The sequence below is a fragment of the Azonexus sp. MM2026_4 genome (assembly GCF_055901855.1).
Window position 1 is genome coordinate 1,863,572 of the sequence record NZ_CM148380.1, and the last position, 24,945, is coordinate 1,888,516.

The 24,945-nt window shown below is 65.7% G+C and carries 25 protein-coding genes; 9 read left to right on the top strand and 16 right to left on the bottom strand.

Annotated features, from left to right (window positions below):
- Positions 1 to 27: 27 nt before the first annotated feature.
- The 3 genes from AC0KWY_RS08580 (at position 28) to AC0KWY_RS08590 (ending at position 2,125) form a co-directional block, all read left to right on the top strand.
- Positions 28 to 537: a hypothetical protein gene (locus AC0KWY_RS08580; protein ID WP_474029221.1), complete on the top strand. Its 510-nt coding sequence runs from the start codon at positions 28 to 30 to the stop codon at positions 535 to 537.
- A 22-nt stretch (positions 538 to 559) separates the two neighbouring features.
- Positions 560 to 781 (top strand): hypothetical protein, encoded by a 222-nt coding sequence (locus AC0KWY_RS08585; RefSeq protein ID WP_474029222.1) that lies wholly within the window; start codon positions 560 to 562, stop codon positions 779 to 781.
- A 267-nt stretch (positions 782 to 1,048) separates the two neighbouring features.
- Positions 1,049 to 2,125, top strand: a complete 1,077-nt coding sequence (locus tag AC0KWY_RS08590) for a cytochrome-c peroxidase (protein ID WP_474029223.1) — start codon at positions 1,049 to 1,051, stop codon at positions 2,123 to 2,125.
- Positions 2,126 to 2,192: 67 nt separating this feature from the next.
- Here AC0KWY_RS08590 and AC0KWY_RS08595 read toward each other — a convergent pair whose 3' ends face one another.
- The 3 genes from AC0KWY_RS08595 to AC0KWY_RS08605 all read right to left on the bottom strand — a co-directional run bounded on the left by AC0KWY_RS08595 (position 2,193) and on the right by AC0KWY_RS08605 (position 5,027).
- Positions 2,193 to 2,330 (bottom strand): hypothetical protein, encoded by a 138-nt coding sequence (locus tag AC0KWY_RS08595; protein ID WP_474029224.1) that lies wholly within the window; start codon positions 2,328 to 2,330, stop codon positions 2,193 to 2,195.
- A 185-nt stretch (positions 2,331 to 2,515) separates the two neighbouring features.
- Positions 2,516 to 3,109: a methyltransferase family protein gene (locus AC0KWY_RS08600; RefSeq protein WP_474029225.1), complete on the bottom strand. Its 594-nt coding sequence runs from the start codon at positions 3,107 to 3,109 to the stop codon at positions 2,516 to 2,518.
- Between the two features lie 118 nt (positions 3,110 to 3,227).
- Positions 3,228 to 5,027: a tetratricopeptide repeat protein gene (locus tag AC0KWY_RS08605; RefSeq protein WP_474029226.1), complete on the bottom strand. Its 1,800-nt coding sequence runs from the start codon at positions 5,025 to 5,027 to the stop codon at positions 3,228 to 3,230.
- On the opposite strand from AC0KWY_RS08605, the gene AC0KWY_RS08610 reads away from it, so the two are divergent.
- The 6 genes from AC0KWY_RS08610 to AC0KWY_RS08635 all read left to right on the top strand — a co-directional run bounded on the left by AC0KWY_RS08610 (position 4,965) and on the right by AC0KWY_RS08635 (position 11,193).
- On the top strand, positions 4,965 to 5,822 hold the full coding sequence (locus AC0KWY_RS08610; protein WP_474029227.1) for a hypothetical protein: 858 nt from the start codon (positions 4,965 to 4,967) through the stop codon (positions 5,820 to 5,822). The genes AC0KWY_RS08605 and AC0KWY_RS08610 overlap by 63 nt on opposite strands.
- A gap of 73 nt (positions 5,823 to 5,895) precedes the next feature.
- Complete coding sequence (locus AC0KWY_RS08615; RefSeq protein ID WP_474029228.1) at positions 5,896 to 6,399, top strand: DUF4231 domain-containing protein; 504 nt, start codon at positions 5,896 to 5,898, stop codon at positions 6,397 to 6,399.
- Between the two features lie 182 nt (positions 6,400 to 6,581).
- Positions 6,582 to 7,424 (top strand): hypothetical protein, encoded by an 843-nt coding sequence (locus AC0KWY_RS08620; RefSeq protein WP_474029229.1) that lies wholly within the window; start codon positions 6,582 to 6,584, stop codon positions 7,422 to 7,424.
- On the top strand, positions 7,417 to 8,481 hold the full coding sequence (locus AC0KWY_RS08625) for a 4Fe-4S binding protein (protein ID WP_474029230.1): 1,065 nt from the start codon (positions 7,417 to 7,419) through the stop codon (positions 8,479 to 8,481). Before AC0KWY_RS08620 ends, AC0KWY_RS08625 begins: the two co-directional genes overlap by 8 nt.
- Entirely contained in the window at positions 8,471 to 9,238 is a 768-nt protein-coding gene (locus AC0KWY_RS08630) for an urease accessory protein UreH domain-containing protein (RefSeq protein ID WP_474029231.1), read from the top strand. The genes AC0KWY_RS08625 and AC0KWY_RS08630 overlap by 11 nt, the downstream gene beginning before the upstream one ends.
- A 26-nt stretch (positions 9,239 to 9,264) precedes the next feature.
- The gene (locus tag AC0KWY_RS08635; protein WP_474029232.1) at positions 9,265 to 11,193 is read left to right on the top strand and encodes a TonB-dependent receptor plug domain-containing protein; all 1,929 of its coding nucleotides are present in this window, start codon (positions 9,265 to 9,267) and stop codon (positions 11,191 to 11,193) included.
- A 118-nt stretch (positions 11,194 to 11,311) separates the two neighbouring features.
- Here AC0KWY_RS08635 and nifE read toward each other — a convergent pair whose 3' ends face one another.
- The 13 genes from nifE to AC0KWY_RS08700 all read right to left on the bottom strand — a co-directional run bounded on the left by nifE (position 11,312) and on the right by AC0KWY_RS08700 (position 24,943).
- A complete protein-coding gene (gene nifE / locus AC0KWY_RS08640; protein WP_474029233.1) occupies positions 11,312 to 12,709 on the bottom strand; it encodes a nitrogenase iron-molybdenum cofactor biosynthesis protein NifE in 1,398 nt (465 codons plus the stop codon).
- A 118-nt stretch (positions 12,710 to 12,827) separates the two neighbouring features.
- Positions 12,828 to 13,874 (bottom strand): ComEA family DNA-binding protein, encoded by a 1,047-nt coding sequence (locus tag AC0KWY_RS08645; protein WP_474029234.1) that lies wholly within the window; start codon positions 13,872 to 13,874, stop codon positions 12,828 to 12,830.
- 184 nt (positions 13,875 to 14,058) lie between these two features.
- Entirely contained in the window at positions 14,059 to 15,918 is a 1,860-nt protein-coding gene (locus tag AC0KWY_RS08650) for a potassium transporter Kup (RefSeq protein WP_474029236.1), read from the bottom strand.
- Positions 15,919 to 16,069: 151 nt separating this feature from the next.
- Entirely contained in the window at positions 16,070 to 17,395 is a 1,326-nt protein-coding gene (locus tag AC0KWY_RS08655; RefSeq protein WP_474029237.1) for a citrate transporter, read from the bottom strand.
- Between the two features lie 43 nt (positions 17,396 to 17,438).
- Positions 17,439 to 18,809: an NAD(P)(+) transhydrogenase (Re/Si-specific) subunit beta gene (locus AC0KWY_RS08660; protein ID WP_474029238.1), complete on the bottom strand. Its 1,371-nt coding sequence runs from the start codon at positions 18,807 to 18,809 to the stop codon at positions 17,439 to 17,441.
- Between the two features lie 3 nt (positions 18,810 to 18,812).
- Positions 18,813 to 19,094 carry an NAD(P) transhydrogenase subunit alpha part 2 gene (locus AC0KWY_RS08665; RefSeq protein WP_474029239.1) on the bottom strand — a complete coding sequence of 94 codons (282 nt, stop codon included), beginning with the start codon at positions 19,092 to 19,094 and terminating at the stop codon, positions 18,813 to 18,815.
- Entirely contained in the window at positions 19,094 to 20,221 is a 1,128-nt protein-coding gene (locus AC0KWY_RS08670; protein ID WP_474029240.1) for an NAD(P) transhydrogenase subunit alpha, read from the bottom strand. The genes AC0KWY_RS08665 and AC0KWY_RS08670 overlap by 1 nt, the downstream gene beginning before the upstream one ends.
- 5 nt (positions 20,222 to 20,226) lie before the next feature.
- Positions 20,227 to 20,499 carry an RnfH family protein gene (locus tag AC0KWY_RS08675; protein WP_474029241.1) on the bottom strand — a complete coding sequence of 91 codons (273 nt, stop codon included), beginning with the start codon at positions 20,497 to 20,499 and terminating at the stop codon, positions 20,227 to 20,229.
- 11 nt (positions 20,500 to 20,510) lie between these two features.
- Positions 20,511 to 21,182, bottom strand: a complete 672-nt coding sequence (locus AC0KWY_RS08680) for an electron transport complex subunit E (protein WP_474029242.1) — start codon at positions 21,180 to 21,182, stop codon at positions 20,511 to 20,513.
- The gene (locus tag AC0KWY_RS08685) at positions 21,179 to 21,793 is read right to left on the bottom strand and encodes an RnfABCDGE type electron transport complex subunit G (RefSeq protein WP_474029243.1); all 615 of its coding nucleotides are present in this window, start codon (positions 21,791 to 21,793) and stop codon (positions 21,179 to 21,181) included. Before AC0KWY_RS08685 ends, AC0KWY_RS08680 begins: the two co-directional genes overlap by 4 nt.
- Positions 21,794 to 21,805: 12 nt before the next feature.
- Positions 21,806 to 22,894: an RnfABCDGE type electron transport complex subunit D gene (locus AC0KWY_RS08690; protein WP_474029244.1), complete on the bottom strand. Its 1,089-nt coding sequence runs from the start codon at positions 22,892 to 22,894 to the stop codon at positions 21,806 to 21,808.
- The gene (gene rsxC, locus AC0KWY_RS08695) at positions 22,891 to 24,405 is read right to left on the bottom strand and encodes an electron transport complex subunit RsxC (protein WP_474029245.1); all 1,515 of its coding nucleotides are present in this window, start codon (positions 24,403 to 24,405) and stop codon (positions 22,891 to 22,893) included. The genes AC0KWY_RS08690 and rsxC overlap by 4 nt, the downstream gene beginning before the upstream one ends.
- Positions 24,406 to 24,415: 10 nt before the next feature.
- A complete protein-coding gene (locus tag AC0KWY_RS08700) occupies positions 24,416 to 24,943 on the bottom strand; it encodes an RnfABCDGE type electron transport complex subunit B (RefSeq protein WP_474029246.1) in 528 nt (175 codons plus the stop codon).
- Positions 24,944 to 24,945 lie beyond the last annotated feature (2 nt).

Consider the following 24,945-nt stretch of genomic DNA (forward strand, 5'->3'; position numbering starts at 1 on the left):
ACTGTCCCTGCCTTTTCCGAGGATTTCATGACTCCGCAACAACTCGTCGGTACCGCTGTCAGGCTGTTTGCCGTATGGCTGATCCTGTCCAGTCTCGCCTACTTCACCACCTTTCCATCGACGCTGGAGACAAGCCCCTCGGTTCAGTACGGCCGCTATTTCGTCGGTGGGCTTTTCCTGCTTTTCGCCGCATGGCTCTGGTTTTGCCCCATGGTCGTCGCCCACACCATCGTCCCCCGCACCGTGCATGACAACAGACTGTCGGTGCGGGGCCACGAACTGGCCCGGGTCGGCATCGCCCTGCTCGGTCTGTGGCTGGCAGCGAAAGCCCTGCCCAGCGTGGTCTGGGTTCTGTATCGCGCCTTCCTGTTTGCGGAGATCAACTCATCCTTCGCTTCCCTGACGGCCGACCTCAAACTCGAGCTCGCCGTCTCGGTCACCGAGTTGTTCATTGCCGGCGCGCTCGTCGCCAAGGCGGGCGCCATTGCCCGACTCGCCGTACCGACAAGCCCGACCGAAACAACGCCCGCCCCCTGACCGGGTCACCCGGCGGCGCGCCATGAACCGTCCCGAACCGCCACCACCAGCGCAGAAATGCGCGTCCTGCCTGGCCGCACTGCTGCTCGGGCTTTTCCTGCAGCTCAGGGAGTGGCGCAGCCGCCGGGACTTCGAACGCCAGTACGGGGTGAAGCTGGCAGCCGCAAAGCGCGACTTTTCGAGTTCCGCTGGCGGCAATCCGGGCCCTTCGCTGCATGGCGTGGAGTTTGACGACGGCGATTGACGCCAGCCCGGCGAGATCATCCGCACTGGGGAATACGCCAAATCAACAAGCGGCAGGTTCGACGCCAGGGCCAACCAGGCGCTCGCCCCCGGTTCCGAGATGTCGAAAAACGGCTGCAAAAATTCACCCCCCGTTCATATGCAAAATGCAATCGTTGACCGCGCAATGCTTTGTTGTTGAAGCCTAATCCACCGAAAAACATCTCGGCCGGAGGTTGCCCGCACCTGGCATTGCCCCTTTCAGACAAACGATGCAGGAGTGAAAACCATGAAAAAATCGGTATTGAACCTGATGCTCTATGGTGCGTTCGCACTACCCCTCGCCGCGCATGCCCAGCAATGGGAAGCGCTGCCGAAACAGGCGCCGAGCCCGGCAAACAACCCGCAGACCGAGGCGAAAGTCGAACTGGGCAAGATGCTGTTCTTCGACCCGCGCCTTTCCGAACACGGGACGATGTCCTGCAATTCCTGCCACAACGTGATGGCGGGCGGCGACGACAACCGGCCGAACTCGATCGGCATGCACGACGCGCGCGGCGGACGCAGCGCGCCCAGCGTCTGGAACGCCGCCTTCCTCTCCAGCCAGTTCTGGGATGGCCGCGCCGCCACGCTGGAAGACCAGGCCAAGGGACCGATCACCAATCCGATCGAAATGGGCATGAGCGACGCCAAGGTCGCGATAGCCCGCCTGCAGGCCATTCCCGACTATCTGCCGCTGTTCAGGAAAGCCTTCCCCGAAGCCCGGGAAGCGCTCAGCATGGACAATGTCGCGCAGGCGATTGCCGCCTACGAGCGCACGCTGATCAACCCGGATACGCCGTACGACCGCTATGTGCGGGGCGACAAGAACGCGCTCGACGCGCAGCAGTTGCGCGGCATGCAAACCTTTACCGAAGTCGGCTGCAACGCCTGCCACATGGGCGCCAATTTCAGCGGCCCGGCGCTGCCGGCCGGCGAAGGTTTCTTCATGAAGTTCCCCAACATCGCCGGCAGCGTGTACGACAAGAAGTACGACCTGCTCTCGGACACCGGCCGCCACTCGGTGACCGGCAAGGACAGCGACCGCCATCTGTGGCGGGTGCCGACCCTGCGCAATGTCGCGTTGACGGCGCCCTACCTGCATAACGGCAAGGTGGCGAGCCTCGACGAAGCGGTACGCGTGATGGCCAAGACCCAGTTGAACAAGGAACTGTCAGCGGCGCAGGTCAAGGACCTGGTCGCCTTCCTCGGCAGTCTCGGCGGCAATTTCCCGCAACAGACGATGCCGCGCCTGCCGATGACCCCGGGCAGCAGCGTCGTGCCGCCGGTCGACCCGCATCTCGCGGCCAAGACAGCAAGGAAATAATCGCCTTTCCGCCGCCGACCGCGTCGCTTGCAGCTCCCGCCTTGGCGGGAGCCTGCCGGCTGGCGACTCAGGTCAGATGGAGGACGACATTGGCCGATCCCAGGCTGTAGGGAACGGCAACGAAGGTAAAGCTGGCGATCATCAGGCCACTGCCGACGACGACGGCAAGCAGTTCGCGGAAGAATATGGTGTCGCGGAATTTCATGGTGTGCTCCTTGGGCGCCCAGGGCGCCGTGAAAGTGAGTATTCTGGTTCTGCTCTGTCGGGGACGACGCCGCTGGTGCATGCATCGGCCATGACTGCATTCTGCGCGTCCCTGCCTGAACCTCACCTGAGGCACGCGTTCACCCCGAATTCATCGTCCGCACTTTCCCGCCCCGAACGCCACCGCTAATACAGGTAGGGCAGGATGCGCCAGCTACGCTTCTGGTAATCCCGGTATTCAGCAAACTCGTTTGCCAGAAACGCCTCTTCCCGGCTGATCGAGCGCAGCATGTAGCCCCATCCCCAGAGGGAAAACAGCAGCACCACCAGCGAAGCGCTGGCCAGCACGTAGCCGGCGATGATCAGCATGTTGCAGAGATAGACCGGGTGACGGATGTGGCGGTAGGGCCCGCTGTCGACGATGGAATAGGGGCGATGCGTGTCGAACAGGGGCGAGTAGTTTTCGCCGAGGCGGTTCAGCGACCGGCTCAGGAGCAGGAAGGCGCCCAGCGAGAGCAGCACGCCGCCGACGCGGAGCGACAGCGGCGCCGGGAGATAACCGAAGTGCGCCTCCCGGACCCAGAAACCGATCAGTACCAGCAAACTGCTGGCGACGAAGGCGAGCTTGGTCAGCCGACGCGCCAGCGGCATCTTCTCGACCGGCGGCTTGCCTGCCCCGGCGTAGTTCCGGTTCTGGCGCAAGCGACCATATTTCGCGACGTACAGGCCGAAGGTCAGCAGGTGAATCAGCGACAGCACGAGCGATTGGAGGCTGCTCATCGGCGCCCCTCGCGTCGGCACGGATTTTCCCTCGCCGCTTCACCGCTGGCGGCAAATCGGCCCGGCGCTTCCGGGAGCGCAGCGGGCCGCCTGGCGGGGCGCCGCGACGGGAACAGGCTCACTGTTCGCTCGCGGCGAAAGTCGCGGCCAGCGCCTCGCCCACCCGCTCGACGACGCCTTCCCAGTCCCCGGCCCGGCTTTGCCGGAACAGTCTGGCGGCGGGATACCACGGCGTCGTCTCGCCGCTCGCCTGCCAGCGGTAGTCGGTTGCCCAGGGCAGCATCACCCACAGCGGCTTGCCGAGCGCGCCGGCCAGGTGGGCGACCGCCGTATCGACGGCGATGACCAGGTCCATTTCACCGATCAGGGCGGCGGTATCGGCGAAATCGTTCAGTTCGCCGGCATGGCTGGTCAGCGCCGGGAAGGCGGCCAGGGTTTCGGCGTCGCCCGCCGCGATCTCCTTCTGCAGGGCATGGAAAGCAAAAGGCAAACGCAGCAGCCGGGCCAGGGCGGCCAGCGGCAAGCTGCGGGCGGTGCGCGGATTGCGGTCCTGGTAGCGGTCCGCAGCGCCCGACCAGACCAGCCCGATGCGCGGCGCCCGCGCCGCGCCCAGCCGCTCGCGCCAGGCGGTCTGGCGCACCGGCGGGACGCCCAGGTAGGGAAAATCCGCCGGAATGCCGTCCGCCGTCGTCTGCAGGGCATGCGGCAGGCTCATGATCGGGCAGCGGAAATCGGCCGCCGGCGCGGCATCGCCCTCTTCCCGCACGTCGATCGCCCCGCCCAGGCCGGCGAACAGCTCGCACAGCGGCGCCGACGCCTGGAGCAGGACCCGGGCGCCCTGCTGTTCGGCAAGCCGGGCGTAGCGCGCGAACATGATCTGGTCGCCGAAGCCGACTTCCGGTTCGATCAGCAGCGTCTTTCCCGCCAGCGGCTGGCCGGTCCACAACGGCGTTGCGGACCGCGGCGATGTCGTCGCCCGGTAGCGGCTCTGCCAGCGCGCCTCGAAGAGCGCCCAGCCGCGGGCGTAATCCCCGGCCAGCAGCAGCAGTTCGGCGCGGATGTAGTGGGCGTCGGCAAAATCGGGTTGGAGGCGGATCGCCCGCTCGATACAGGTCAGCGCCTCGTCAAAGCGCTGCGTTTCCTTGAGCAGGATCGCCTTGTTGTTCAGGGCCATCGCGTAATCGGGACGGATCGCCAGGGCCCGGTCGTAACTGGCGAGGGCTTCGTTGACCCGGTCGAGTTCGGCGAGGAGAACGCCCAGATTGACATGGGCATCGGCGTGCTCGGGGCGCAGCGCGATGGCCTGCCGGTAGCTGGCGAGCGCCGCCTCGTGCTGGCGGAGTTCGCCGAGCAGGATGCCGCGGTTGTTGTAGACGTCGGCGGCGTTCGGGTCGATGCGCAAGGCGCGCTCGTAGCTCGCCAGCGCCTCGTCGAAACGCCGCAGCTCCTTGAGCAACTGGCCGCGATTGAGGTGGGCGCCAAGGTAATCGGGCTTGCTCTCGATCGCCCGCGCATAACTCGCCAGGGCGTCGTCGACGCGCCCCAGATGCGCCAGCAACAGACCGCGGTTGAGGTAGGCCTCGGGAAAGCCGGGGCAAAGGGAAATCGCCCGCTCGTAGGCGGCCAGCGCCTCGTCGAAGCGGTGCAGCCGGAACAGCAGGTTGCCGCGCAGGCAGTGACTGTCGGGAATCGCCGGCTGCAACGCGATCGCCGCATCGTAGTTCTGCAGCGCCTCGTTCAACTGGCCGAATCGTTCCAGCAGGCTGCCGGCGTTGAGGAAAGCCTCGACGTATTGCCGGAGCTGGCCGATGACATGCTGGTAAGCCTCCAGCGCGTCGGGCAGGCGCCCGGCCTGATGGAGCGCTATCGCTTGTTGAAAGATGGCATCGAGATTGGGTTGAGCGAATTCGCGATTCATGGCGATGACTGTCCTGAAGGCTACCGGCGAGCGCCGGCAAATGATCGCATCATGCCGCATGACTGCCGCTTACCCAAGAGGAATATCAACAAGCAACAAGCAGCCACCAAGAAAATGACAAAACCATACCCGAAGCAGGTTTTTCAGTCAGAATCCTGCCATCTCTACTTTCGCCAACATATGAACCTGGAAAGCGTTTTATTCGGTGTCCTCTTGTTCTGGCTGCTGACAAGCATGTGGATCGGGCTCCGGGCGGCAGACTCGGGCTTCTGGTTGATGTATCTGCTTGGCGGTGCGTTGTTGCTCCTGCTGGCTGCTCTGGTGACGCTTTTCATCCATGATAGAAAGCTGTTTTATCTCGGGATCGGCGCGCTGGCGCTGATCGTCTTCCGGATCTGGCGCTGGTTCAAACGCGAAGCGATGATCGAGGCCGCCTTTCTTCGCGATTACCCTGTCTTCCAGACTGCCCCCACTGGCCTGGTCGTCACCGACGAGGGGCTCAAGCGGGAACTTTTCCTGGCGCAAACGGCAAACGGCGTGCAAATCGGCATCCGTTACGAGGAGTTCAATGGCGACCACTCGCCCGTCAGCCATAGAACCACCTGGGATGAGTCATACATTTCCGAAGAAGAAGCGACCAGGGTTCTGATGATGCGCTTGCATCAGAAATTCATGGCGCCACACCCGGAAAACAAGGACCCGGCTACGCTCGACTGGATAACGTCGTTCGCGGAGGCGAAAAGGCGATTGATACGGTACAAGGAAATCGAGGAATCGCGGCGGCAACAGGGCTAATACGGCGAATGAACCAAACCGCCAGGCCGCCTGCCCAAGGTCATGCCGGCTACCACGGAAGGAGGGAAACGCCATGGACAAACGTCAGTTCCTGCTCGATCAGCTCGCCGACAAGGTGAAGGTCTTCAAGGCGGAATCGGAGAAGCACAAGCGCCTGTACCGCCGGCTGCGTTACGCGGTTTTCCTGCTGACTTCGCTGTCGGCCCTGCTCGCCGGACTGTCACTGAAATTCCCGGAGTCCGCCGCGGCGATCAGCGTCGTCATTCTGCTGGTCTCCGCCGGCACCGGGGTGCTGACCTCGGTCGAGGGCCTGCGCAAACCTTCCGAACTGTGGATACACGAGCGCATGACCTATTACACGCTGATGGATCTGCAGCGCGAGGCGGCTTTCGTACTCGACGAGGCAAGTCCGCCCGATCAGGTCGAAAAATACTTCTTCCGTCTGCAGGAAATCCTCGGCGCTTCCAACGACAAGTGGAACCGGCAGATCGTCGGCCACCGGCAGGGGCCGACGGCGGATAGCGCGAAGGCCGAAAGTTGGAATCCGGGGGCAGCGCCAGGCTCCTCCACCGACTGATCCTGGAAATGCCGTGCACCCAGTTGAGCAAATCTTGCCGCGCCTCTCCCGAATCGGGGAAAGCCGCTTGATATAAATCAAAACAATAATTTAATCATATATTTAGTGCGGCAATATGTCGCACCGGCAGTTTTGTGACGTTGTGTAACCATTGCGCGCTCTGCAATTCATCGACGCGCGCAATGTCACCACATCAGGCTCTCGCCCCAACGCTTCTGGCATTCCTCCTGAGTGCCAACAGCCCTCATTCGCTGGCCCATGGCGAACACCACGCGGCGCCGGCCGCCGTCTCGACGACAAGCTGGACCCGCCATGCCCAGCTACAGGTGACGATGAGTCGCGGCGCGGCGCCCGGGATGCGGGTCGAAGCGATCGGCGGCGAGTTCGACCGTGTTGTTCTGCAGACCCCCGAGGCCCCGGCCGCAGTCGCCCTCGACACGGGGCGCGGCAGCTGGACGGTAAGCAAGGCGCAGATGGGCACTGGTGGCCACCTGTGGTTCATGGCAACGCGCGAAAACGCGCATGAAGTCGTCCGCGCCACCACCTATTATTTTTTTCCGGCCCGTCCGCAGGTTCCTACCGAGATGCTGCGCGCCCCGCGCGGCGGCCTCGAGATCGTTCCGTTGCGCCTGCAGGAGCACGGCGGCACGCGCGAGGGCAGCCGCTGGCGCTTCCTGCTACGTCACGACAATCAGCCCTTGCCCGGCCACCGGCTGACCCTGGAAACCGAGGGCGGTAGCCGCCAGCTATTCATTGCCGATGCCGACGGCGTTGCCGAAATCGGCTTTCCCCGCGATTTCATGGCCGAGCGCTTGACCGAGAAGGAGGGCATGAATGCCCGCCAGGCCTTCGTTCTCTCGGTCGAGCACGATGCCGGCGGCAAGCACCACCTGACCACCTACAACCACGTCTACAACCCGGACCGGATGCGCGAACGCAACCTGGCGCTCGGCGCCGGGGTGTTCGCGCTGGGCATGGCCCTGGCCGTACCGCTCCTGCGCCGCAAGGAGAAAAAGCATGCGTGACTGGCTCAAGCAACGCATTCCAACGCTGTCGCGGCTGCGCCTCCTGGTGCAGTTGCTGACCTTCGCTATCAGCGTCTATGGCGGTCTGGTCGTCGGCAGCTACGCCGCGCAGAAGGTATCGACCGCGCTGCCGGCGCTCTCCTGTGCCTACGACAACGCAAACGGTGGCTACTGCGCGCTGGTGCCGCTGCAGCACCAGATGGATCACCGGGTCGGCGCGGTGATGGCTAAAGCTCAGCAGATCACCGTGCAGGTCCTGATCCCGGTTTTCGTCACTTTCAGCACCTTCCTGCTGTTCTTCTTCGTGCTCGGCAAGGCGTTCTGCGCCTGGGTCTGCCCGCTGGGGACGGTCCAGGAATGGCTGTTCCGTCTTGGCCGCCGCCTCGGTTTCGGGATGACGCCGGTACCGGCCGGCAAGCTGCGCTGGCTGCGGCCGGTGAAATGGCTGCTATTGCTCGGCCTGGTTTTCGTCGTTCCCTTGCTCGCCGGCCTCGGCTACGCGCCGCATTCGGCCGGCAACCCCTATTGCGACATCTGCCCGTCGCGCATCGTCACCACCTTGCTCACCGCCAACCCCGAGGAGCTGGCAATCCGTACCGGTGGCGACGGCTTCAGCCTCGGTTTGGGCATCGTCGGCAACCTGCTCGCCGGCTTCGTCATCGCCGCGGCGCTGGCGGTACGCCAGCCGTTCTGCCGCATCTGCCCGATGCTGGCGCTCAACGCCGTCGCCCGCCATGGCGCGCTGCTGCGCCTGAGCAAGATCGAACATGCCAAGTGCGACAAGTGCGGCATCTGTAGCAAAGCCTGTCCGATGGACATCCCGGAAATTCACCACGAGCACGGCCGGCGGGCCTTCAGCGAGGACTGCACGCTGTGCGGACGCTGTGCCGAGTTCTGTCCCGACGACGGCGTCATCCGCATCAAGTTCGGACCGCTAGCGCTCTTCTCGTCGGCCCGCGAGTACTACAAGAAACGGGTCCGCGGCGAAACGCCGGAAGGCGAGGTCAAGCCGATACGCATCGTGCGCAAGCCGCAGCGGGAAACCCATGCCGGCTGAAACCTCGACATCGCTGCTGACCGTCTTCCTGCTCGGTGTTTCGCTCGGGCTGACCGCCTGCGCCGCGACCTGTCTGCCGTTCATCGGCACGCTGGCCTTCGGCAAGGCCGGCGGCCGGCGGGCCGGGTTGATCGATACCGGACTCTTCCTCGGCGGCCGCCTGCTGGCTTATTCGACGCTCGGCGGACTGGCCGGGCTGGTCGGCGCCGGCTTCGTCAAATGGCTGGCCGGCGGCCTCGGCAACCTGGTCATCGGCGGCGTCGCCTGCCTGACCGCCTTGCTGCTGGCGGCGCCGGCGCGGCAAAGCCACGCCGCTTGCGGTCGACCGCAGAAAATCGCCAATTTCCCGCCTTTCCTGCTCGGCGTCGCGCTGACGCTGATTCCCTGCGCGCCGCTGGCCACCCTGCTGGCGACTGCCGCGGCCGGACCGTCGGCCGCTCAGGGCGCGCTGCTCGGCCTGGTATTCGGGCTCGGCGCCCTGCTGACCCCGATGATCGTGCTGATCCCGGCCTGCGCCAGCGTCGGTGCCCACCTGCGCGCCGACCAGCCGTGGCTGGCCGGGCTGCTGCGCCTCGGCGCCGCCACCGTACTGCTGCTCATCGGCTGCCGACGGGTCGCCTCGGTATCACCGACCTTGGCGATCGCCGCCCTGCTCGCCTGCCTGGTCGCCGCTGGCTGGCTGTCGCGCCAGCACAACAGGGCTTCCCAGGCAGAAGCGGAAGCTCGCCCTATCGTTTTCCACCGCCCCGCGGATTGATTCATTCCCATGCAAGCACTGACCTCATGAAAACCATCCCCTCACCATTCAGACCACGTCTCCACCCGCTCTGCGCCGCGATCCCGCTGGCGCTGAGTGCCCCGCTCGCCGCCGAGGAAACCGGCGTCATGCCAACCGTCGTCGTCACCGCCGCCAGCTACGCCCAGGACGTCCAGGACGTCCAGGCCAGCGTCCAGGTGATCAAGCGTCGCGATATCGAAGCCAGCGCCGGCGTCTCGCTGCTCGACACGCTCGACCAGGCGGTTGGCGTCGATACTCGCGGCACCTCGCTGAACAGCACGGTCAGCATGCGCGGGATGACCAGCAGCGGCACGCTGATCCTGTTCGACGGCATGCGGCGCACGCAGAAGTACGGCTCGCGCGACATCAACCTCTACGGCACCGAGGACGTCGAACAGATCGAAATCGTGCGCGGCCCGATGTCGGCCCTCTACGGCGCGGACGCCTCCGGCGGCGTGATCAACGTCATCACCCGCCAACCCAGGCTCGGCAGCGGCCTGCACGGCGCCCTGTCAGCCACCTATGGCGAGGCCGAAGGCGGCCAGCGCGAAACCGATCTCTGGAAAGCCCGGCTCGAATACGGCGGCGAGATGCTGACGCACCGGATCAGCATCGAACAGCGCAACCGGGACGACTATCGCGTTGACCGCAGCAGCTACGCCGCCGACCTGAAGGGCGTGGACGAAACCTACGTCAACTACCAGGGCGGCCTTCAGGTGGCGCCAGGACACAAGCTGCGCCTGAATCTGGAGCGTGCCCGGCAGGACGACGACAGCCCGGGGGAACTGACCCGCGCACCGTTCACCCGCTTCAACGCTTACGAACGCGAAAACCGCGACTACGCCAGTCTCAACTACACCGGCGAGATCGCCTCGGGCTTCCTCGTCCTGGACGCAGCCTGGGGAAAGAGCGATGCGAAGACGACCCGCGCCTACCCGCTGATCGAAAAAACCGACTACACGCAAACCCAGTATGCCGGCCGCTACATCCTGCCGATTGGCGAACACACGTTGACGCTCGGCCTCGGCCAGCAGAACGACAAGCTCAACATCATCAACAACACGAGCCAGGAAGGCGATCGCACCAACAACTACGTGCTTGCCCAGGGAGACATCCGTTTCAATCACGAATGGAGCCTGCTCGCGGGCGTCAGGCATGACCGTTTCAACGAATTCGGCGACGCGACGACGCCGCGTCTCTCGGTGCAGTACGCACCCGGCAACTGGCGATTCCGGGCCGGTTACGGCGAAGCCTTCCGCGCCCCCTCGGTGCTCGAACAATATGCCACCTTCCGCCGCGGCACCTTCCTGATCCTGGGGAACAGCACCCTGGAACCCGAAGAAAGCCGCAGTTTTGAACTGGCAGCCGGGTTTACGGGGAGCAATTTCAAGCTCGACCTGTCCGCCTATGAAACGCGCAGCAAGAACTTGATCACGACCATTTCGGCGCCCCGATTGCCAACCGATCCCTTCGGCGTGCTATCGCGTTCGGTGTACACCAATATCGGCAAGGTCACGATCAAAGGCATCGAGTTGAGCGGCGCCTGGCAGATCAGCCAGGCCTGGTCGCTGAAAGCCAGCTACGAGCATATCGATGCCCGCAACGACGAAACCGGCGACCGGCTGACCGGCAGACCCGGCAACATCGCGCGCATGGGAGTCCGTTTCGAGCAGGGCGGCTGGACGGCAGACCTGCAGGGGCGTTACTACTTCAATTACTACAACGCCCACAACACGATACGCGGCCTCAACCTCTCCAGCGATTACGGAACGACCGACCTCAAGGTCGGCTACCGCATCAACCCGCAGTTCTCGGTGGCGGCTGGCGTGACCAACCTGTTCGATCGCCAGGCACCGGACAACTGGGGTTCGATGTATTCGCTGGAAGACCCACCAAAGCGCTTCTTCTACGTGAGCGGCAGCTACCGCTTCTGATCCCTCGGCTCCTCCGTTCAGAAGATTAAGCGGAGGGTGCCACGGCGCCCTCCGTCTGCTGCAGCAACCCGCCACCAGCGCGGCGCATGCGGCATTCCTGACGAAAGCCGCTGCCGCTTCAGGCCGCCAGCGCCGTCCCCGAAACCGCCTTCGCCCACGGCGCCGGTTTCCTGACCGCGGCCCACACCGGGCTTTCCATCGACAGCGCCAGTTGGCGGGCGAGTTCGCTCATGCCGGCGTAGCCGGCATAGCCGAATTCGCGTTCCTGGTTGATGTCGAGGAAGGGAATGCGCGCCTTCAGTGCGGTGTACAGGTTGCGGCCGCCGGCGATCAGGATGTCGGCCTGATACTCGTGATAGGTCGACAACAGCGCCTTGGGGCTGCCGTCGTCGATCATCTTGGTGTCCTCGCCCATCAGTTCGCGGATGCGCGCCTTGTCCTCTTCGGTCGATTTCTTGGTACCGGTGGCGACCACCTTCATGCCGAGATCCTGCAGCGCCGAGACGATCGACCACGACTTGACGCCGCCGGTGTAGAGCAGAACGCGCTTGTCCTTGAGGCGGGCGCGCCAGGGTTCGAGGGCGGCGTGCGCCTTGGCTTCCTCGCGGGCGATCACCGCCTCGGTACGGGCGATCAGCTCGGGATCGCCGATCAGCCGGGCGAAATCGCGCAACGCATTGGAGACGTCCTGGACGCCGTAGAAGCTGCCTTCGAAATACGGCTGGCCGTAGTTTTCCTGCATCTTGCGCGCCACGTTGAGCAGCGCCTTGGCGCAGACGACCATGTTCACCTTCGCCCGATGCATGGTCTGCACTTCGTGGAAGCGGGCGTCGCCGGACAGCGTGCACAGGATGCGGTAGCCGAGTTCGTCGAACAGCGGCGCGACGTGCCAGAACTCGCCGGCGATGTTGTATTCGCCGATCAGGTTGATGTCATAGGTCGGCAGGCCGTCCGGGCGCGGCTTCGCCGGTTCCGGTTCGCGCGTGCCGATGACGTGCTTGAACATCGCCTCGCCGGCCAGCCGGTTGCCGAGGTTCTTGGTACCGTAGAAACCGGCCGCATCGACCGGCACCACCGGCACGCCCCAGCGCTCGGCGGCGGCCTTGCAGACCGCCTCGATGTCGTCGCCGATCAGTGCGGTGACGCAGGTGTTGTAGATGAAGACGGCGGCCGGCGCATAGCTGTCGACGGCCTGCTTGATCGCATGGAACAGGCGTTTCTCGCTGCGCCCCATGACGACGTCGGTTTCCGACAGGTCGGTGGTCATGCCGATCTTGTACAGGGTGACGCCCGAGGAGCGCGCGCCACGGTTGTCCCACGAGGAACCGGCGCAGGCGATCGGCCCGTGCACGATGTGGGCGACGTCGGCAATCGGCAGCAACGCGATCTGGGCGCCGTCGAAGGCGCAACCGCCAGCCGTGGCGCCGGGCTTGGGCTTGGCACAGCCCGACTTTTCCTTGTGGTTGTGGCTGCAGGCGGGCTCGTCGAGCAGGGCCTGGATTTCGCTGGTTTTCATGCGCATCTCCGGTAGTCCGCAGACTACTCAGCAAGATGGGTGCCACCAGCCAAGTCACTGATTTTTCGTAAAAACCTAGAAAAACGGGCTTGTCGCCTTTACGACAAGCCCGTCCCGTTCAGACGCGCAGGCTGGCGCCGAGCTTTTCCAGCAGCTTGGGACCGAGCCCCTTGACCCGCAGCAGGTCGGCGACGCTGGCGTAAGGACGACCGGCGACGATGGCGGCCGCGACCGCGCGGCTGAGCCCCTTGAGCGCGGCCAGTTCATCGACGCTCGCCGCATTGACCGAGAGCGTGGCCGGCTGCACCGCGGCAGCCGGCGCTTTCGCCGCGGCCTTCTTCGCCACCGGCTTGGCCGGCGACGCGGCCGGTGCCGGCGCCAGCGACGGGACAGCGGCAGCGGTGGCGATGGCAGCGCTGTCAGCGGTGGTCGCAGCAGCGGCAGCGGATGCCGCGACAGCTACGACCGGCAGATTGCGGTAATCGCGCGTCAGGTAGCCGGCCGCCGTCCACTCGCGCAGCATCACGGTCAGCGCCGCGTCGCTGGCGCCGACTGCCGGCACCGTGTAGCGGCAATCGGTCCATGCCTCGCCACCGGCCAGCCGGCCGAGGATCAGGCTGGCCACCGGGGTGCCGGTCCAGGCGCCGCCGGCGTAGGGCGTCGTCAGCGCCCACACCTCGAGGGCCAGGGTGCCGCTGAGGTTGTCGGCGGAGCGCGGATTGGCGATGCGGTCGACGGAAATTTCGGCGGTGCCGTCGGCGACCCGGCAGGCAACGGCGCCTTCCAGCGTCGGCTGGGCGAAAGACTGCGGCGCCGGATAGATCGCCAGGTCGCGCACCTCGACGCTGCCGTCGGCATCGCCGGCAACCAGCATCAGCGCCATGGTGAAGGCGTCTGGCCCGGCCGGCGGCAGGGCGGCGACGCAGGCATCGACATTGAAACAGCCGGGCAGCGGCTGCAGCGGAAATTCGGCGACCTTGACGCCGGCCGGCGCGCGGTCGGCAAAGCCGGCGCCGCTCGCCCACAACTGCAGCGACCAGTGGCTGCCGTCCTGCAGATCGCTGGCGGCGAGCGTCACTTCGGCGTTGAGATGAACGCTGTCGCCGGCAAAGCGATAGCCATGGTTGGCACCGAGGGCGGTAGCCGGGGACGGGATTGCGGACACGGTCTTCTCCGAGGAAAAAAGCCGCGCATTATAGGCCGCAAAATATTTAAATCAATCAATCGCTTACGATAATTTTTATGCACAACGAAGGTGCATGCCAGGCGGATTTCTGTCGCAAAAACGACAAGCCGCCCATGACGGGCGGCTGGCCTTGGCGTCGGAACGGCGCAGCGCGCCGGCGCTATCAGATCACCAGTTGTGTCCCCAGTTCGACGACCCGGTTGGTCGGAATGTGGAAGAAATCGCTGGCGCTGGTGGCGTTCTTCGACATCAGCGCGAACAGGCGCGCACGCAGCGGCGTGAAGCGCTGGGTCAGCGCCGGCACGATGGTCTCGCGGGACAGGTAAAAGGTCGTTTCCATCAGGTCGAAACGCTCGCCCAGGCGCTTGCACTGGTCGAGCGCGCCGGGCACGTCGGGACTTTCCATGAAGCCGTAGCGGATCACCACGCGCATGAAGCCCTTGCCCATGCGGTGCAGGTAGATCCGCTCGAAATCGTTGACGTAGGGCGTATCCGCCGTCTGCACCGTGGTCAGCACCACCCGCTCGTGGAGGATCTGGTTGTGCTTGAGGTTGTGCAGCAGCGCCGCCGGCACGCCGACCTTGGAGCTGGTCAGGAAGACAGCCGTCCCCTGGACCCGGTGCACATCGTCGATGGCCTCGATGAAGTCTTCCATCGGAATGCTCTGCTTGGCCATTTCCTGCGCCACCAGTTGCCGTCCGCGCCGCCAGGTCGTCAGCACGGTAAAGGAGACGATGCCCATGGCGATTGGGAACCAGCCGCCGTCGGGAATCTTGATCGCGTTGGCGGCAAAGAAGGCGAGATCGATGCCGAGGAAGAACAGGCCGACGATGGCCACCGCCGCCCAGTGCCAGCGCCACATCAGGAGCATCACGAAGGCGACCAGGATGGTGTCGATCAGCATCGTCCCGGTGACCGCGATGCCGTAGGCGGCGGCCAGGTTGGACGAGGACTTGAAGCCGATGACCAACGCCACCACCGCCAGGTAGAGGCTCCAGTTGGTGAAGGGAACGTAGATCTGCCCCTCTTCCATGCCCGAGGTGTGGACGATCTGCATCCGGGGCAGCAGGCCCATCTGCACCGACTGGCGGGCCACCGAGAAGGCGCCGGAAATCACCGCCTGCGAAGCGATCACCGTCGCCAGCGTGGCCAGGCCGAGCATCGGGATCAGCGCCCAGTCCGGCGCCAGGTGGAAGAAGGGATTCTGGATCGCCGCCGGTTCGGCCAGCAGCAGCGCCCCCTGGCCGAAATAATTGAGCACCAGCGCCGGCATCACGAAAGCAAACCAGGCCAGGCGGATCGGAAAGCGCCCGAAGTGCCCCATGTCGGTATACAGCGCCTCGCCGCCGGTCACCGCCAGCACCACCGAACCGAGCGCGAGGAAGGCGAGCTTCGGATGTTCGTGGATGAAACTCAGCGCGTAGGCCGGATTGAGCGCGGCCAGCACGCCCGGGTGATTGACGATGTGCAGGATGCCGAGGGCGCCGAGAACGGCGAACCAGCAGGCCATGACCGGACCGAAGTAGAGCCCGACGGTGCCGGTGCCCCGTTTCTGGATGAAGAACAGCGCGGTCAGGATCAGCAGCGTGACCGGGATCACGTAGGGCTTGAGCGTCGGCGTCACCAGTTCGATCCCCTCGACCGCCGACAGCACCGAGATCGCCGGCGTGATCATGCTGTCGCCGTAGAATAGCGCCGCCGCGAAGATGCCGAGCAAGGTGATCACCCAGGCCAGGCGCGGATTCCGGGCGCGCTCGGTGACCAGTGCCAGCAGGGCGAGCGAACCGCCCTCGCCGCGGTTGTCGGCGCGCATGATCAGCAGCACGTACTTGAACGCCACCAGCAGCATGATCGACCAGAAGATCATTGACAGGATGCCGAGGATGTTTTCCGGCGTCACCGGAATCGGGTGGTGGCCGTTGAAGATTTCCTTCAGCGCATAGAGCGGACTGGTCCCGATATCGCCGAAGACGACACCGATCGCCCCCAGCGTCAGCGCCGGGAGGGCTTTTCTTGTGTGCATGCGTTCCCCTGTTGGCACGTCTGGCGCGCCGGTTTTTTTATTTGATGCTCCAACGGGACAATCTAGCACCGGCCGTCTGGCCGGCTATGACTTTTGTCAAACAGAAACGAAAAAGGCGGCCAGGGCCGCCTTTGGTGATTGGCTGCGGCGCTCAGTGAGCGGGCGCCACCGGCGCTTCGACCGCCGCCGGCGTGGCGGGTGCCGGCTTGTGGCCGGCATCCGGATGCCAGCCGAGAAGGACAAGCATGACCATGAAGCCGGCAACATAGGCGACGGCGACGTGCCAGCCGTACTTCAGCCAGCGACCGGCCGACTTGGCTTCCGGGTACATGTTGGAGAGCGCCACCCCGGCCGACGAGCCGAACCACAGCATCGAACCGCCGAAACCGACGGCGTAGGCCAGGAAGCCCCAGTCGAAGCCGCCCTGGCGCAAGGCCAGCGCGGTCAGCGGGATGTTGTCGAAGACCGCCGACACGAAGCCGAGAACGAAGGCCGACTGCCACGAGGCCGGCGGCAGTTGCTCGACCGGCATCATCGAGGCGCAGAGCACCAGCGAGAGCAGGAAGACCGTCCCCTTCACCGTTTCCGGCAGCAGTTCCCAGTCGTGGCGGCGCACCGGGATGGTCAGGATGATCGCCACCCAGACGGCAACGCCGATGAAGGGGAAATGGTTGGCCATCTCCGGCGCGTTGACGTTGATCGTGACGTTGGTGGCAACGGCAAAGACCAGCATCAGGGCGACGATGAACAGACGCCCCCAGTCGATGTGGGTATGGGCATGGCCGCCCTTGATGATCGGCGAATAGGCGTGTTGCTGCTTGGCACCGAAGTAACCGACGATGAGCAGGGCGACGACGGCCGCAGCGTAGGCGTCCAGGACGATGATCGGGCTGACGCCGTCGATCCACATCATCGTCGTCGTCGTGTCGCCGACCACCGAACCGGAACCGCCGGCGTTCGACGCGGCGACGATCGCCGCCAGGTAGCCGATATGCACCTTGCCGCGGAACAACTGGTGCGCCATGGCGCCGCCGATCAGCGCAGCGGCGATGTTGTCGAGGAAGCTGGAGATCACGAACACCATCACCAGCATCACGAAACCGCCCCGCCAGTCGGCCGGCAGGAACTTCGGCAGGACCACCGGCACGTGGCTCTTCTCGAAATGCCGGGCGAGCAGCGCGAAGCCGGTGAGCAGGCAGAACAGGTTGGCGACGGTGACCCATTCATGGCCGAGATGGCCGACGAAACCGGCCAGACCGACGCCGGTCTTGAAACCGGTGAACACCATCTTGTACAGGCTGATCGTCACCAGGCCGGTCAGCGCGACGTAGAGCGTGGCATTGTGGAAGAGCGCAACGCCGAGCAGGGTCAGGGCAAAGAGGATGAAATCGACGGGAATCCCGCCCACGGTCGGCAGGTCGCCAGCGGCGAACGCCGTGACCGGAAACAGGAAAAGCAGGGCAAGTAGGCGATACATGGGCTGTTCTCGGAAGTTATGAAGATGTTCGAAGCAACGCGGATCACCCCATGGTTTTCAGGTGCTGGATGATTTCGCCGGCCATCGGCTGGGCGTCGCCGTAGAGCATGCGGCAATTGTCGGTGTAGAAGAGCGCGTTTTCAACACCGGAATAACCCGTACCCTTGCCGCGCTTGATGACGATGACGTTCTGCGCCTTGTCGGCGTCGAGGATCGGCATGCCGTAGATCGGGCTGGTCTTGTCGGTACGCGCGCTCGGATTGACCACGTCGTTGGCGCCGATCACCAGCGCCACGTCGGCCTGGCCGAACTCGCCGTTGATTTCCTCGAGGTCGAAGATCTTGTCGTAAGGCACGCCGGCTTCCGCCAGCAGCACGTTCATGTGCCCCGGCATGCGCCCGGCCACCGGGTGGATCGCGAACTTCACCTCGACCCCGGCTTCCTCCAGGATCTCGGTCATTTCCCAGACCTTGTGCTGGGCATGCGCCACCGCCATGCCGTAGCCGGGAACGATGATCACCTTGCTGGCGTAGCGCATCATCGCCGCCGCATCCAGACCGGACAATTCCTTCATCGAACCGCTGATCGCCTCGCCCGGGCCGGAAGCGACCATCGGCGTGAACAGGATGTTGGACAGCGGTCGGTTCATCGCCTTGGCCATCAACTGCGTGAGCAGCGTGCCGGCAGCGCCGACGACGATGCCGGCGATGATCAGCGCCGGGTTGCCGAGCACGTAGCCCTCGAAGCCGACCGCCAGGCCGGTGAAGGCGTTGAACAGCGAGATCACCACCGGCATGTCGGCGCCGCCGATCGGCAGGGTGACGATCAGGCCGAGCAGCAGCGCGACGACGAAGAAGCCGATGATCAACTGCGGCTGCGCCGGCGCCGGCGCCAGGGCGATCATGGTCAGGCCGAGGCCGATGGCGACCGCCGCCAGCGTGACATTGACCGCGTTCTGCGCCGGCAGCCGGTAAGCCTTCTTGAGCACGCCCTGCAGCTTGGCCCAGGCGACGCAGGAGCCGGTGAAGGAGACGGCGCCGATCAGCGCGCCGAGCACGGCGAGCGTCGTCGTCACCAGGCCCTGGGCGTCGCCGCGGGCGAACTCGATGGCGGCAATCGCCGCCGCCGCGCCGCCACCCATGCCGTTGTAGATGGCGACCATCTGCGGCATGTCGGTCATCTTGACCTTCTGCCCGGAAATCCAGGCGGCGCCGCCGCCGAGCGCCAGGGCCAGGGCGATCAGGCCGAGGTTGTGCAGGCCGGGGATGAGGAAGGTGCCGGCGATGGCGATCAGCATGCCGTAACCGGCGATGACGATGCCCTTGCGGGCGCTGGCCGGCGAGCTCATGCCCTTCAAACCGAAGATGAACAGCAGGGCGCCGGCGAACCAGGCGCCTTGAACGGTGATCGGCATGACTCAGCCCTCCTTCTTCTTGAACATGCCGAGCATGCGTTCGGTAACCACGTAACCGCCGGCCGCATTGGCGGCGCCCAGGGCCACGGCGAAGAAGCCGATGGCCTGTTCGAGCGGCGTCTCGGCGTGGCCGAGCGCGATCATCGCGCCGACGACGACCACGCCGTGGACGAAGTTGGACCCCGACATCAGCGGCGTGTGCAGGATCACCGGCACCTTGGCGATGATCTCGTAGCCGGTGAAGGCGGCGAGCATGAAGATGTACAACGCGAGCAGACCGTCCATCAGGCGTCTCCCAGGATTTGCTTGACCGTGGCATGGACGGTGGCGCCGTCGCGGCACAGCACGGTGCCGGCGACGACCTCGTCGCTCCAGTCGATGTTCAGGGCGCCGTCCTTGATCCACGGCGAGAGGAAGTTGTAGATGTTCTTGGCGTACAGCTCGGAGGCGTGCGTCGGCATGCGCGACGGCAGGTTGAGCGGGCCGTGGATGTTCACGTCGTTGGCGATGACGTGTTCGCCCGGCTGCGTCAGCTCGCAGTTGCCGCCGGATTCGGCGGCCATGTCGACGATGATGGCGCCGTACTTCATGCGCCCGACCATCTCCTTGGTGACGATCACCGGCGCCTTCTTGCCGGGAATCGCCGCCGTCGTGATCACGACGTCGGCGGCGGCGACCGCCTTGGCCAGCTTCTCGGCCTGCGCCGCCTTTTCCTCGGCGGTCAGCTCGCGGGCGTAACCGCCGGCGCCGTCGGCGGAAACGCCGGTATCGACGAACTTGGCGCCGAGCGATTCGATCTGCTCGCGCGCCGCGGCGCGCACGTCGTAGGCTTCGACCATGGCACCGAGGCGCTTGCAGGTGGCGATGGCTTGCAAACCTGCCACCCCGGCGCCGATGACGAGCACGCGCGCCGGGCGGATGGTACCGGCGGCGGTGGTCAGCATCGGGAAGAACTTGGTGCACCGGGCGGCGGCGATCAACCCGCACTGGTAGCCGGAACAGGCGCCCTGGCTGGACAGCGCGTCCATGCTCTGGGCGCGCGAGATGCGCGGCAGCAGTTCGAGCGAGAAGGCGGTGATCTTGCGGGCGTTCAGTGCCGCCAGCCGTTCCTTCGACTCATACGGCTTCAGCAGCCCGATCAGCACCGCGCCTTCCGGCATCGCCGCAATCTCGTCGAGCGACGGCGGCGTCACCCGCAGGATCACGTCGGCGTTGGCGTAGGCCTGCGCCACGCCCGGCACGCACTCGACTTCCGGGTAGTCGCTGTCGAGCAGGTGGCTGGCGATCCCCGAGCTCTGTTCCATGCACAGCTTCACGCCCAGGGCGAGAAACTTCTTTGCCGTCTCGGGGACGAGAGCGACGCGCTGTTCACCGGGTGCGACTTCGCGCACCGTTGTCATTTTTATTGGCATTTGATTCAATCGTCCTGGTCCATGTCCTTACGGGGAACGGTTTCGGGGTCGGCAATGATTCCCCGGTAAATCTCGACCCGGTCGCCCGGCTTCAGCGCTGCGTCGAGCTTCACCAGGCGACCGAAGACGCCGACTTTCTGGCTGCTCAGGTCGATCTGGGGAAACTGGTTGAGGATGCCGGAACGCTCGATCGCCTCGTTGACCGTCGAGGTATCCGGCACTTCGATGTTCATCCAGACCTGGCGGCCCGGTTCGGAATAGGCAACACCTATCTGCATGGCAAGCTCCTTCAGGTGGCGAGCGGCTCGGCGGCCGGCACGGCACGGCTGGCCAGGCGGTTGTCGAGCACCCGCTTGCCGGCCAGCAGGAAGCCGAGGATGGCGAAACCGCCCGGCGGCAGGATCATCAGCAGGGCGCCGTCGAAGCCGGTCAGTTTCATTTCGAGGAAGGCGAACGACGGCCCGAGCAGGTTCGAGGCCTGGGCGAACAGCGTGCCGGCGCCGAGGAATTCGCGGATCAGGCCGATGAAGGTCAACGCCCCGGTGAAACCGAGGCCCATCGCCAGACCATCGACCGCCGACGCGGCGACCCCGTTCTTGACGGCGAAGGCTTCGGCCCGGCCGAGGATCGCGCAATTGACGACGATCAGCGCGATGAACAGGCCGAGCACCTTGTACAGATCGTGCATCCAGGCGTTGATCGCCATGTCCACCACGGTCACCAGGGTGGCGATGAGGACGACGAAGACCGGAATCCGCACCTGCGAACTGACCGTCTGGCGGATCATCGAGACCAGCACGTTCGACACCACCAGCACGGCGGTACTCGCCAGCCCCATGCCGAGGCCGTTGGTGCCGCTGGTGGTCACCGCCATGGTTGGGCACAGCGCCAGCATCTGGGCGAAGACGACGTTCTGTTCCCACAGCCCGTCCTTGAAGAGCTGACCGAAGTTCTGGCTCATGATTTTTCTCCGAGAATTTGCGCACGATGTTCGGCGAAGAAGAGCAGACCGCCCTTCACCGCCTTGACCACGGCACGCGGGGTGATCGTCGCGCCGGCGAACTGGTCGAAGACGCCGCCGTCCTTCTTGACGCCCCAGCGTTCGGCCGGCGGATCGCCCAGCGACTTGCCGTCGAAGCTCTTGATCCAGGGGGCTTTCGACAATTCGATCTTGTCGCCCAGGCCGGGGGTTTCGGCATGCTTGAGGACGCGTGCGCCGAGCATCCGGCCGTCGCTGTCGACCGCCATCAGGACGACGATGTCGGCCGCGTAGCCGCGCTCGGCAACGGTGAACACGGCACCTTTGACGACGCCCTCGCGGCGGGCGCGGTAGATCACCAACGGCTTGCCGCCACGCTCGATTTCCAGCTTGTCGTTGAGGAAGTCGTTGTCGGCGAAGCCGGCCGGCAGCACTTCCGACAGCGAGTTGCGCAGGTCGCGCGCTTCCGCCTCGGCGATCGCCCCGCTGGTTGCGCTCGACGCCCAGGCCAGGGCGCCGCTCGCCAGCAGCGAGAAGACGCCGAGCAACACCGGCTGGTAGAACATCTTTTCCCGGAATGACTCGAAATTCATGTGCATGCTCCCTTATTTCTCGGCGATGGCCAGCGGCTTGCCCTTGCGGTCGCGGCCGAGGATGCGCGGCTTGGCGAAGCGGTCGATGACCGGCGTCAGGGCGTTCATCAGCAGGACGGCGAAGGCCATCCCTTCCGGGTAACCGCCCCAGGTGCGGATGATCCAGGTGAGCAGGCCGACGCCGACGCCGAAGACCAGTTGCCCGGCCCGCGTGTTGGGCGAGGTGACGTAGTCGGTAGCGATGAAGAAGGCGCCCAGCATGGCCGCGCCGGACAACAGGTGGGCCGGGGCGTCGAGGTAGCGGGCCGGGTCGATGCCGTGGCCGATGGCCGCCGGCACGGCGATGCCGGCGATCACCGCGAGCGGAATGTGCCAGGAGATGATGCCGCAGGCGATCAGGTAGATGCCGCCGGCGGCGATCAGCAGCGACGCCGATTCGCCGAGGCTGCCCGGCCGCGAACCGACCCAGGAGAGCGCCGGGGCGTGCCCGGCGTTCAACGCCTGCAGCAGATCGACGCCGCGCGACAGTTCGGTCTTGGCGTAGCCGAGCAGCGAGGCACTGGCCATCGCGTCGGGGATCGGCTGGTTGCCGAGGAACATCTGCAGCGACAGCACGAAATCCGGCCCGCCCGCCGCCGTCGCCGACAGCGGCAGCACCCACTGCGTCAGCGGCAGCGGGAAGGAAACGAGCAGCGCGACGCGGGCGACCATCGCCGGATTGAAGACGTTCTGGCCGACGCCGCCGAACACCTGCTTGGCGACGACGATGGCGATGAAACCGCCGACCACCGCCACCCACCACGGCGCCCAGGGCGGCAGCGTCATCGCCAGCAGCCAGCCGGTGAGCAGCGCCGAGCCGTCGCCCAGCGTCGCCCGGATGCGCTGGCTGCCGGTCAGCTTCAGCGCAAAGGCTTCGAAGCCGAGGCAGGAGAGGATGGTCAGCAGCCACAGGAAGAACGACGGCCAGCCGAACAGCCAGAAGCCGTAGATCGTCGCCGGCAGCAGCGCAAGCTGGACCCGGAACATCGTCCGGCTGACCGAGCCGCCGCCGTGGGCGTGCGGCGAGGCGAGCGGCGCCGCGTTCAGAGTTGCCTGTTTCATGCGATTTCTCCTTGTTTGGCGGCTTCCGCGGCAGCGGCCTTGGCGGCTTCCGCCGCCGCCGCGCGTTCGGCCTTGCGCTTGGCGGCAGCTTCGGCCTTCTCGCGGGCTTCGCGCTCCAGGCGCGCCTGGCGCTGCTGGGCCAGTTTCTTGGTCGCCTCGGTGCGCAGCTTGGTCCGCTCGCGGGCGTAGAGATCGCCCTTGGCATGGTAGAAGTACTGGACCAGCGGAATGTGCGACGGGCAAACGTAGGCGCAGCAACCGCAGGCGATGCAGTCGGCGAGGCCGAGATCGGCGGCGGCGTCCATGTCGCCGTTGCGGATGCGGGCGCTCATTTCGAGCGGCAGCAGGCCCATCGGGCAGGCTTTCACGCAACTGCCGCAGCGGATGCAGTTCTCCGCTTCGCTGGCCGCGGCTTCCCGGGCGTCGAGCAGGAGGATGCCGCTGGTGCCCTTGATCACCGGCACCCGGGTATGGGGCAGCAGCGAACCCATCATCGGCCCGCCCATCACCAGCTTGGCGCATTCGCCCTTGAGGCCGCCGGTGAAGGCGATCAGGTCGCTGACCAGGGTACCCAGCGGTACTTCGTAGTTGCCCGGCATCGCCGCCGCGCCGCCATTGAGGGTCATCACCCGGCTGACCAGCGGCCGGCCGAGGCAGACCGCCTGCTGCACCGCGTAGGCGGTGCCGACGTTATGGACGATCACGCCGACGTCGGCGGCACGGGCGTCGGACGGCACCTCGCGGCCGGTCAGCTCGACGATCAACTGGCGGTCGGAGCCCATCGGATAGCGCGCCGGTACCGGCACGATGGTCACCGTCTGGTGCGCGGCGGCGGCCTCCTGCATGGCGGCGATGGCTTCCGGCTTGTTGTCCTCGATGCCGACCAGGGCGCGGCCGGCGCCGGTGGCAATGAGCATCAGGCGGATGCCGGTGACGACTTCCGCGGCCCGTTCGCGCATCACGCGGTCGTCGCAGGAGAGGTAGGGTTCGCACTCGCTGCCGTTCATGATCAGCGTGTCGATCTTCGAGCGGCGGCCGAGGTTGAGCTTGACCGACGACGGGAAGGTGGCGCCGCCGAGGCCGACGATGCCGGCCGCCGCGACCCGGTTGGCGATTTCCTCGGGGGCCAGGGCGAAGGGATCGGCGGTCGGCTCGACCTCCAGCCAGCGGTCCTCGCCGTCGCTGTCGATGGAGATCGCCATGCCGGTCAACCCGGAGGTGTGCGGCGCGGTGACGTCGCTGATGGCGGCGATGACGCCCGAGGTCGAGGCATGCACCGGCGCCGAGATGTTGCCCTGAGCGGCGGCGATCAGCTCGCCCTTGCTCACCTTCTGGCCGACGACGACCACCGGCCGCGCCGGCGCACCGACGTGCTGCGACAGCATCAGGTGCAGGCGGGGCGGCACCGGCAGCTTGCGGATCGGCGACGCGCAGGCGGGATGCTTGTGGTCGTCCGGATGGACGCCCCAGTCCTTGCCCAGGAAATGCTTGAACAGGTTCATGAATCCCATGGTGAATTCCTCAGGCGGCCAGCGGCTTGGGCATGACCCAGTGTTGCAGGGTGACCGGCACCGGCTGCATCACCAGGGCGTCGGTCGGGCATTTCTCGATGCAACTGGAGCAGCCCGTGCAGGCCTCGCGGAAGACGTTGTGCACCTGCTTGGCGGCGCCGATGATGGCGTCGGTCGGGCAGACCTTGGAGCAGCGGCAGCAGCCGATGCACAGTTCCTCGGCGACCACGGCGATCTTCGGGCCGTCGTCGCCGAGCGCCGAGAGATCGACGGTCAGCCCGAGCCGCGCGGCGATCGCCGTCGCCAGCGCCTTGCCGCCGGGCGGGCAGCAGGTCGGCGCCGCCGTCCCGTCGACAATCGCCGACGCCGCCCCGGAACAGCCGGGGAAGCCGCACTGGCCGCAGTTGGAGCCGGGCATCAGGGCGATCAGTTCGTCGACCACCGGGTTGCCCTCGACCGCCAGCAACTTGTTGGCGATGCCGAGAATGATGCCGAAAGCGGCACCAAGCAGGGTAAGACTGAGAATGGCAGCAATCATCT

Excerpts from the sequence above, each read along its gene's own strand:
- AC0KWY_RS08635 (WP_474029232.1), top strand. The coding sequence starts at position 9,265 with ATGAAAACCATCCCCTCACCATTCAGACCACGTCTCCACCCGCTCTGC.
- AC0KWY_RS08655 (WP_474029237.1), bottom strand. The coding sequence starts at position 17,395 with ATGTATCGCCTACTTGCCCTGCTTTTCCTGTTTCCGGTCACGGCGTTC.
- AC0KWY_RS08630 (WP_474029231.1), top strand. The coding sequence starts at position 8,471 with ATGCCGGCTGAAACCTCGACATCGCTGCTGACCGTCTTCCTGCTCGGT.
- rsxC (WP_474029245.1), bottom strand. The coding sequence starts at position 24,405 with ATGGGATTCATGAACCTGTTCAAGCATTTCCTGGGCAAGGACTGGGGC.
- AC0KWY_RS08680 (WP_474029242.1), bottom strand. The coding sequence starts at position 21,182 with ATGAGCCAGAACTTCGGTCAGCTCTTCAAGGACGGGCTGTGGGAACAG.
- AC0KWY_RS08610 (WP_474029227.1), top strand. The coding sequence starts at position 4,965 with ATGGAGCGCTATCGCTTGTTGAAAGATGGCATCGAGATTGGGTTGAGC.
- AC0KWY_RS08585 (WP_474029222.1), top strand. The coding sequence starts at position 560 with ATGAACCGTCCCGAACCGCCACCACCAGCGCAGAAATGCGCGTCCTGC.
- AC0KWY_RS08615 (WP_474029228.1), top strand. The coding sequence starts at position 5,896 with ATGGACAAACGTCAGTTCCTGCTCGATCAGCTCGCCGACAAGGTGAAG.
- AC0KWY_RS08685 (WP_474029243.1), bottom strand. The coding sequence starts at position 21,793 with ATGAATTTCGAGTCATTCCGGGAAAAGATGTTCTACCAGCCGGTGTTG.
- AC0KWY_RS08670 (WP_474029240.1), bottom strand. The coding sequence starts at position 20,221 with ATGCCAATAAAAATGACAACGGTGCGCGAAGTCGCACCCGGTGAACAG.
- AC0KWY_RS08675 (WP_474029241.1), bottom strand. The coding sequence starts at position 20,499 with ATGCAGATAGGTGTTGCCTATTCCGAACCGGGCCGCCAGGTCTGGATG.
- AC0KWY_RS08665 (WP_474029239.1), bottom strand. The coding sequence starts at position 19,094 with ATGGACGGTCTGCTCGCGTTGTACATCTTCATGCTCGCCGCCTTCACC.
- nifE (WP_474029233.1), bottom strand. The coding sequence starts at position 12,709 with ATGAAAACCAGCGAAATCCAGGCCCTGCTCGACGAGCCCGCCTGCAGC.
- AC0KWY_RS08590 (WP_474029223.1), top strand. The coding sequence starts at position 1,049 with ATGAAAAAATCGGTATTGAACCTGATGCTCTATGGTGCGTTCGCACTA.
- AC0KWY_RS08660 (WP_474029238.1), bottom strand. The coding sequence starts at position 18,809 with ATGCCGATCACCGTTCAAGGCGCCTGGTTCGCCGGCGCCCTGCTGTTC.
- AC0KWY_RS08650 (WP_474029236.1), bottom strand. The coding sequence starts at position 15,918 with ATGCACACAAGAAAAGCCCTCCCGGCGCTGACGCTGGGGGCGATCGGT.
- AC0KWY_RS08700 (WP_474029246.1), bottom strand. The coding sequence starts at position 24,943 with ATGATTGCTGCCATTCTCAGTCTTACCCTGCTTGGTGCCGCTTTCGGC.
- AC0KWY_RS08620 (WP_474029229.1), top strand. The coding sequence starts at position 6,582 with ATGTCACCACATCAGGCTCTCGCCCCAACGCTTCTGGCATTCCTCCTG.
- AC0KWY_RS08625 (WP_474029230.1), top strand. The coding sequence starts at position 7,417 with ATGCGTGACTGGCTCAAGCAACGCATTCCAACGCTGTCGCGGCTGCGC.
- AC0KWY_RS08690 (WP_474029244.1), bottom strand. The coding sequence starts at position 22,894 with ATGAAACAGGCAACTCTGAACGCGGCGCCGCTCGCCTCGCCGCACGCC.
- AC0KWY_RS08600 (WP_474029225.1), bottom strand. The coding sequence starts at position 3,109 with ATGAGCAGCCTCCAATCGCTCGTGCTGTCGCTGATTCACCTGCTGACC.
- AC0KWY_RS08605 (WP_474029226.1), bottom strand. The coding sequence starts at position 5,027 with ATGAATCGCGAATTCGCTCAACCCAATCTCGATGCCATCTTTCAACAA.
- AC0KWY_RS08595 (WP_474029224.1), bottom strand. The coding sequence starts at position 2,330 with ATGAAATTCCGCGACACCATATTCTTCCGCGAACTGCTTGCCGTCGTC.
- AC0KWY_RS08580 (WP_474029221.1), top strand. The coding sequence starts at position 28 with ATGACTCCGCAACAACTCGTCGGTACCGCTGTCAGGCTGTTTGCCGTA.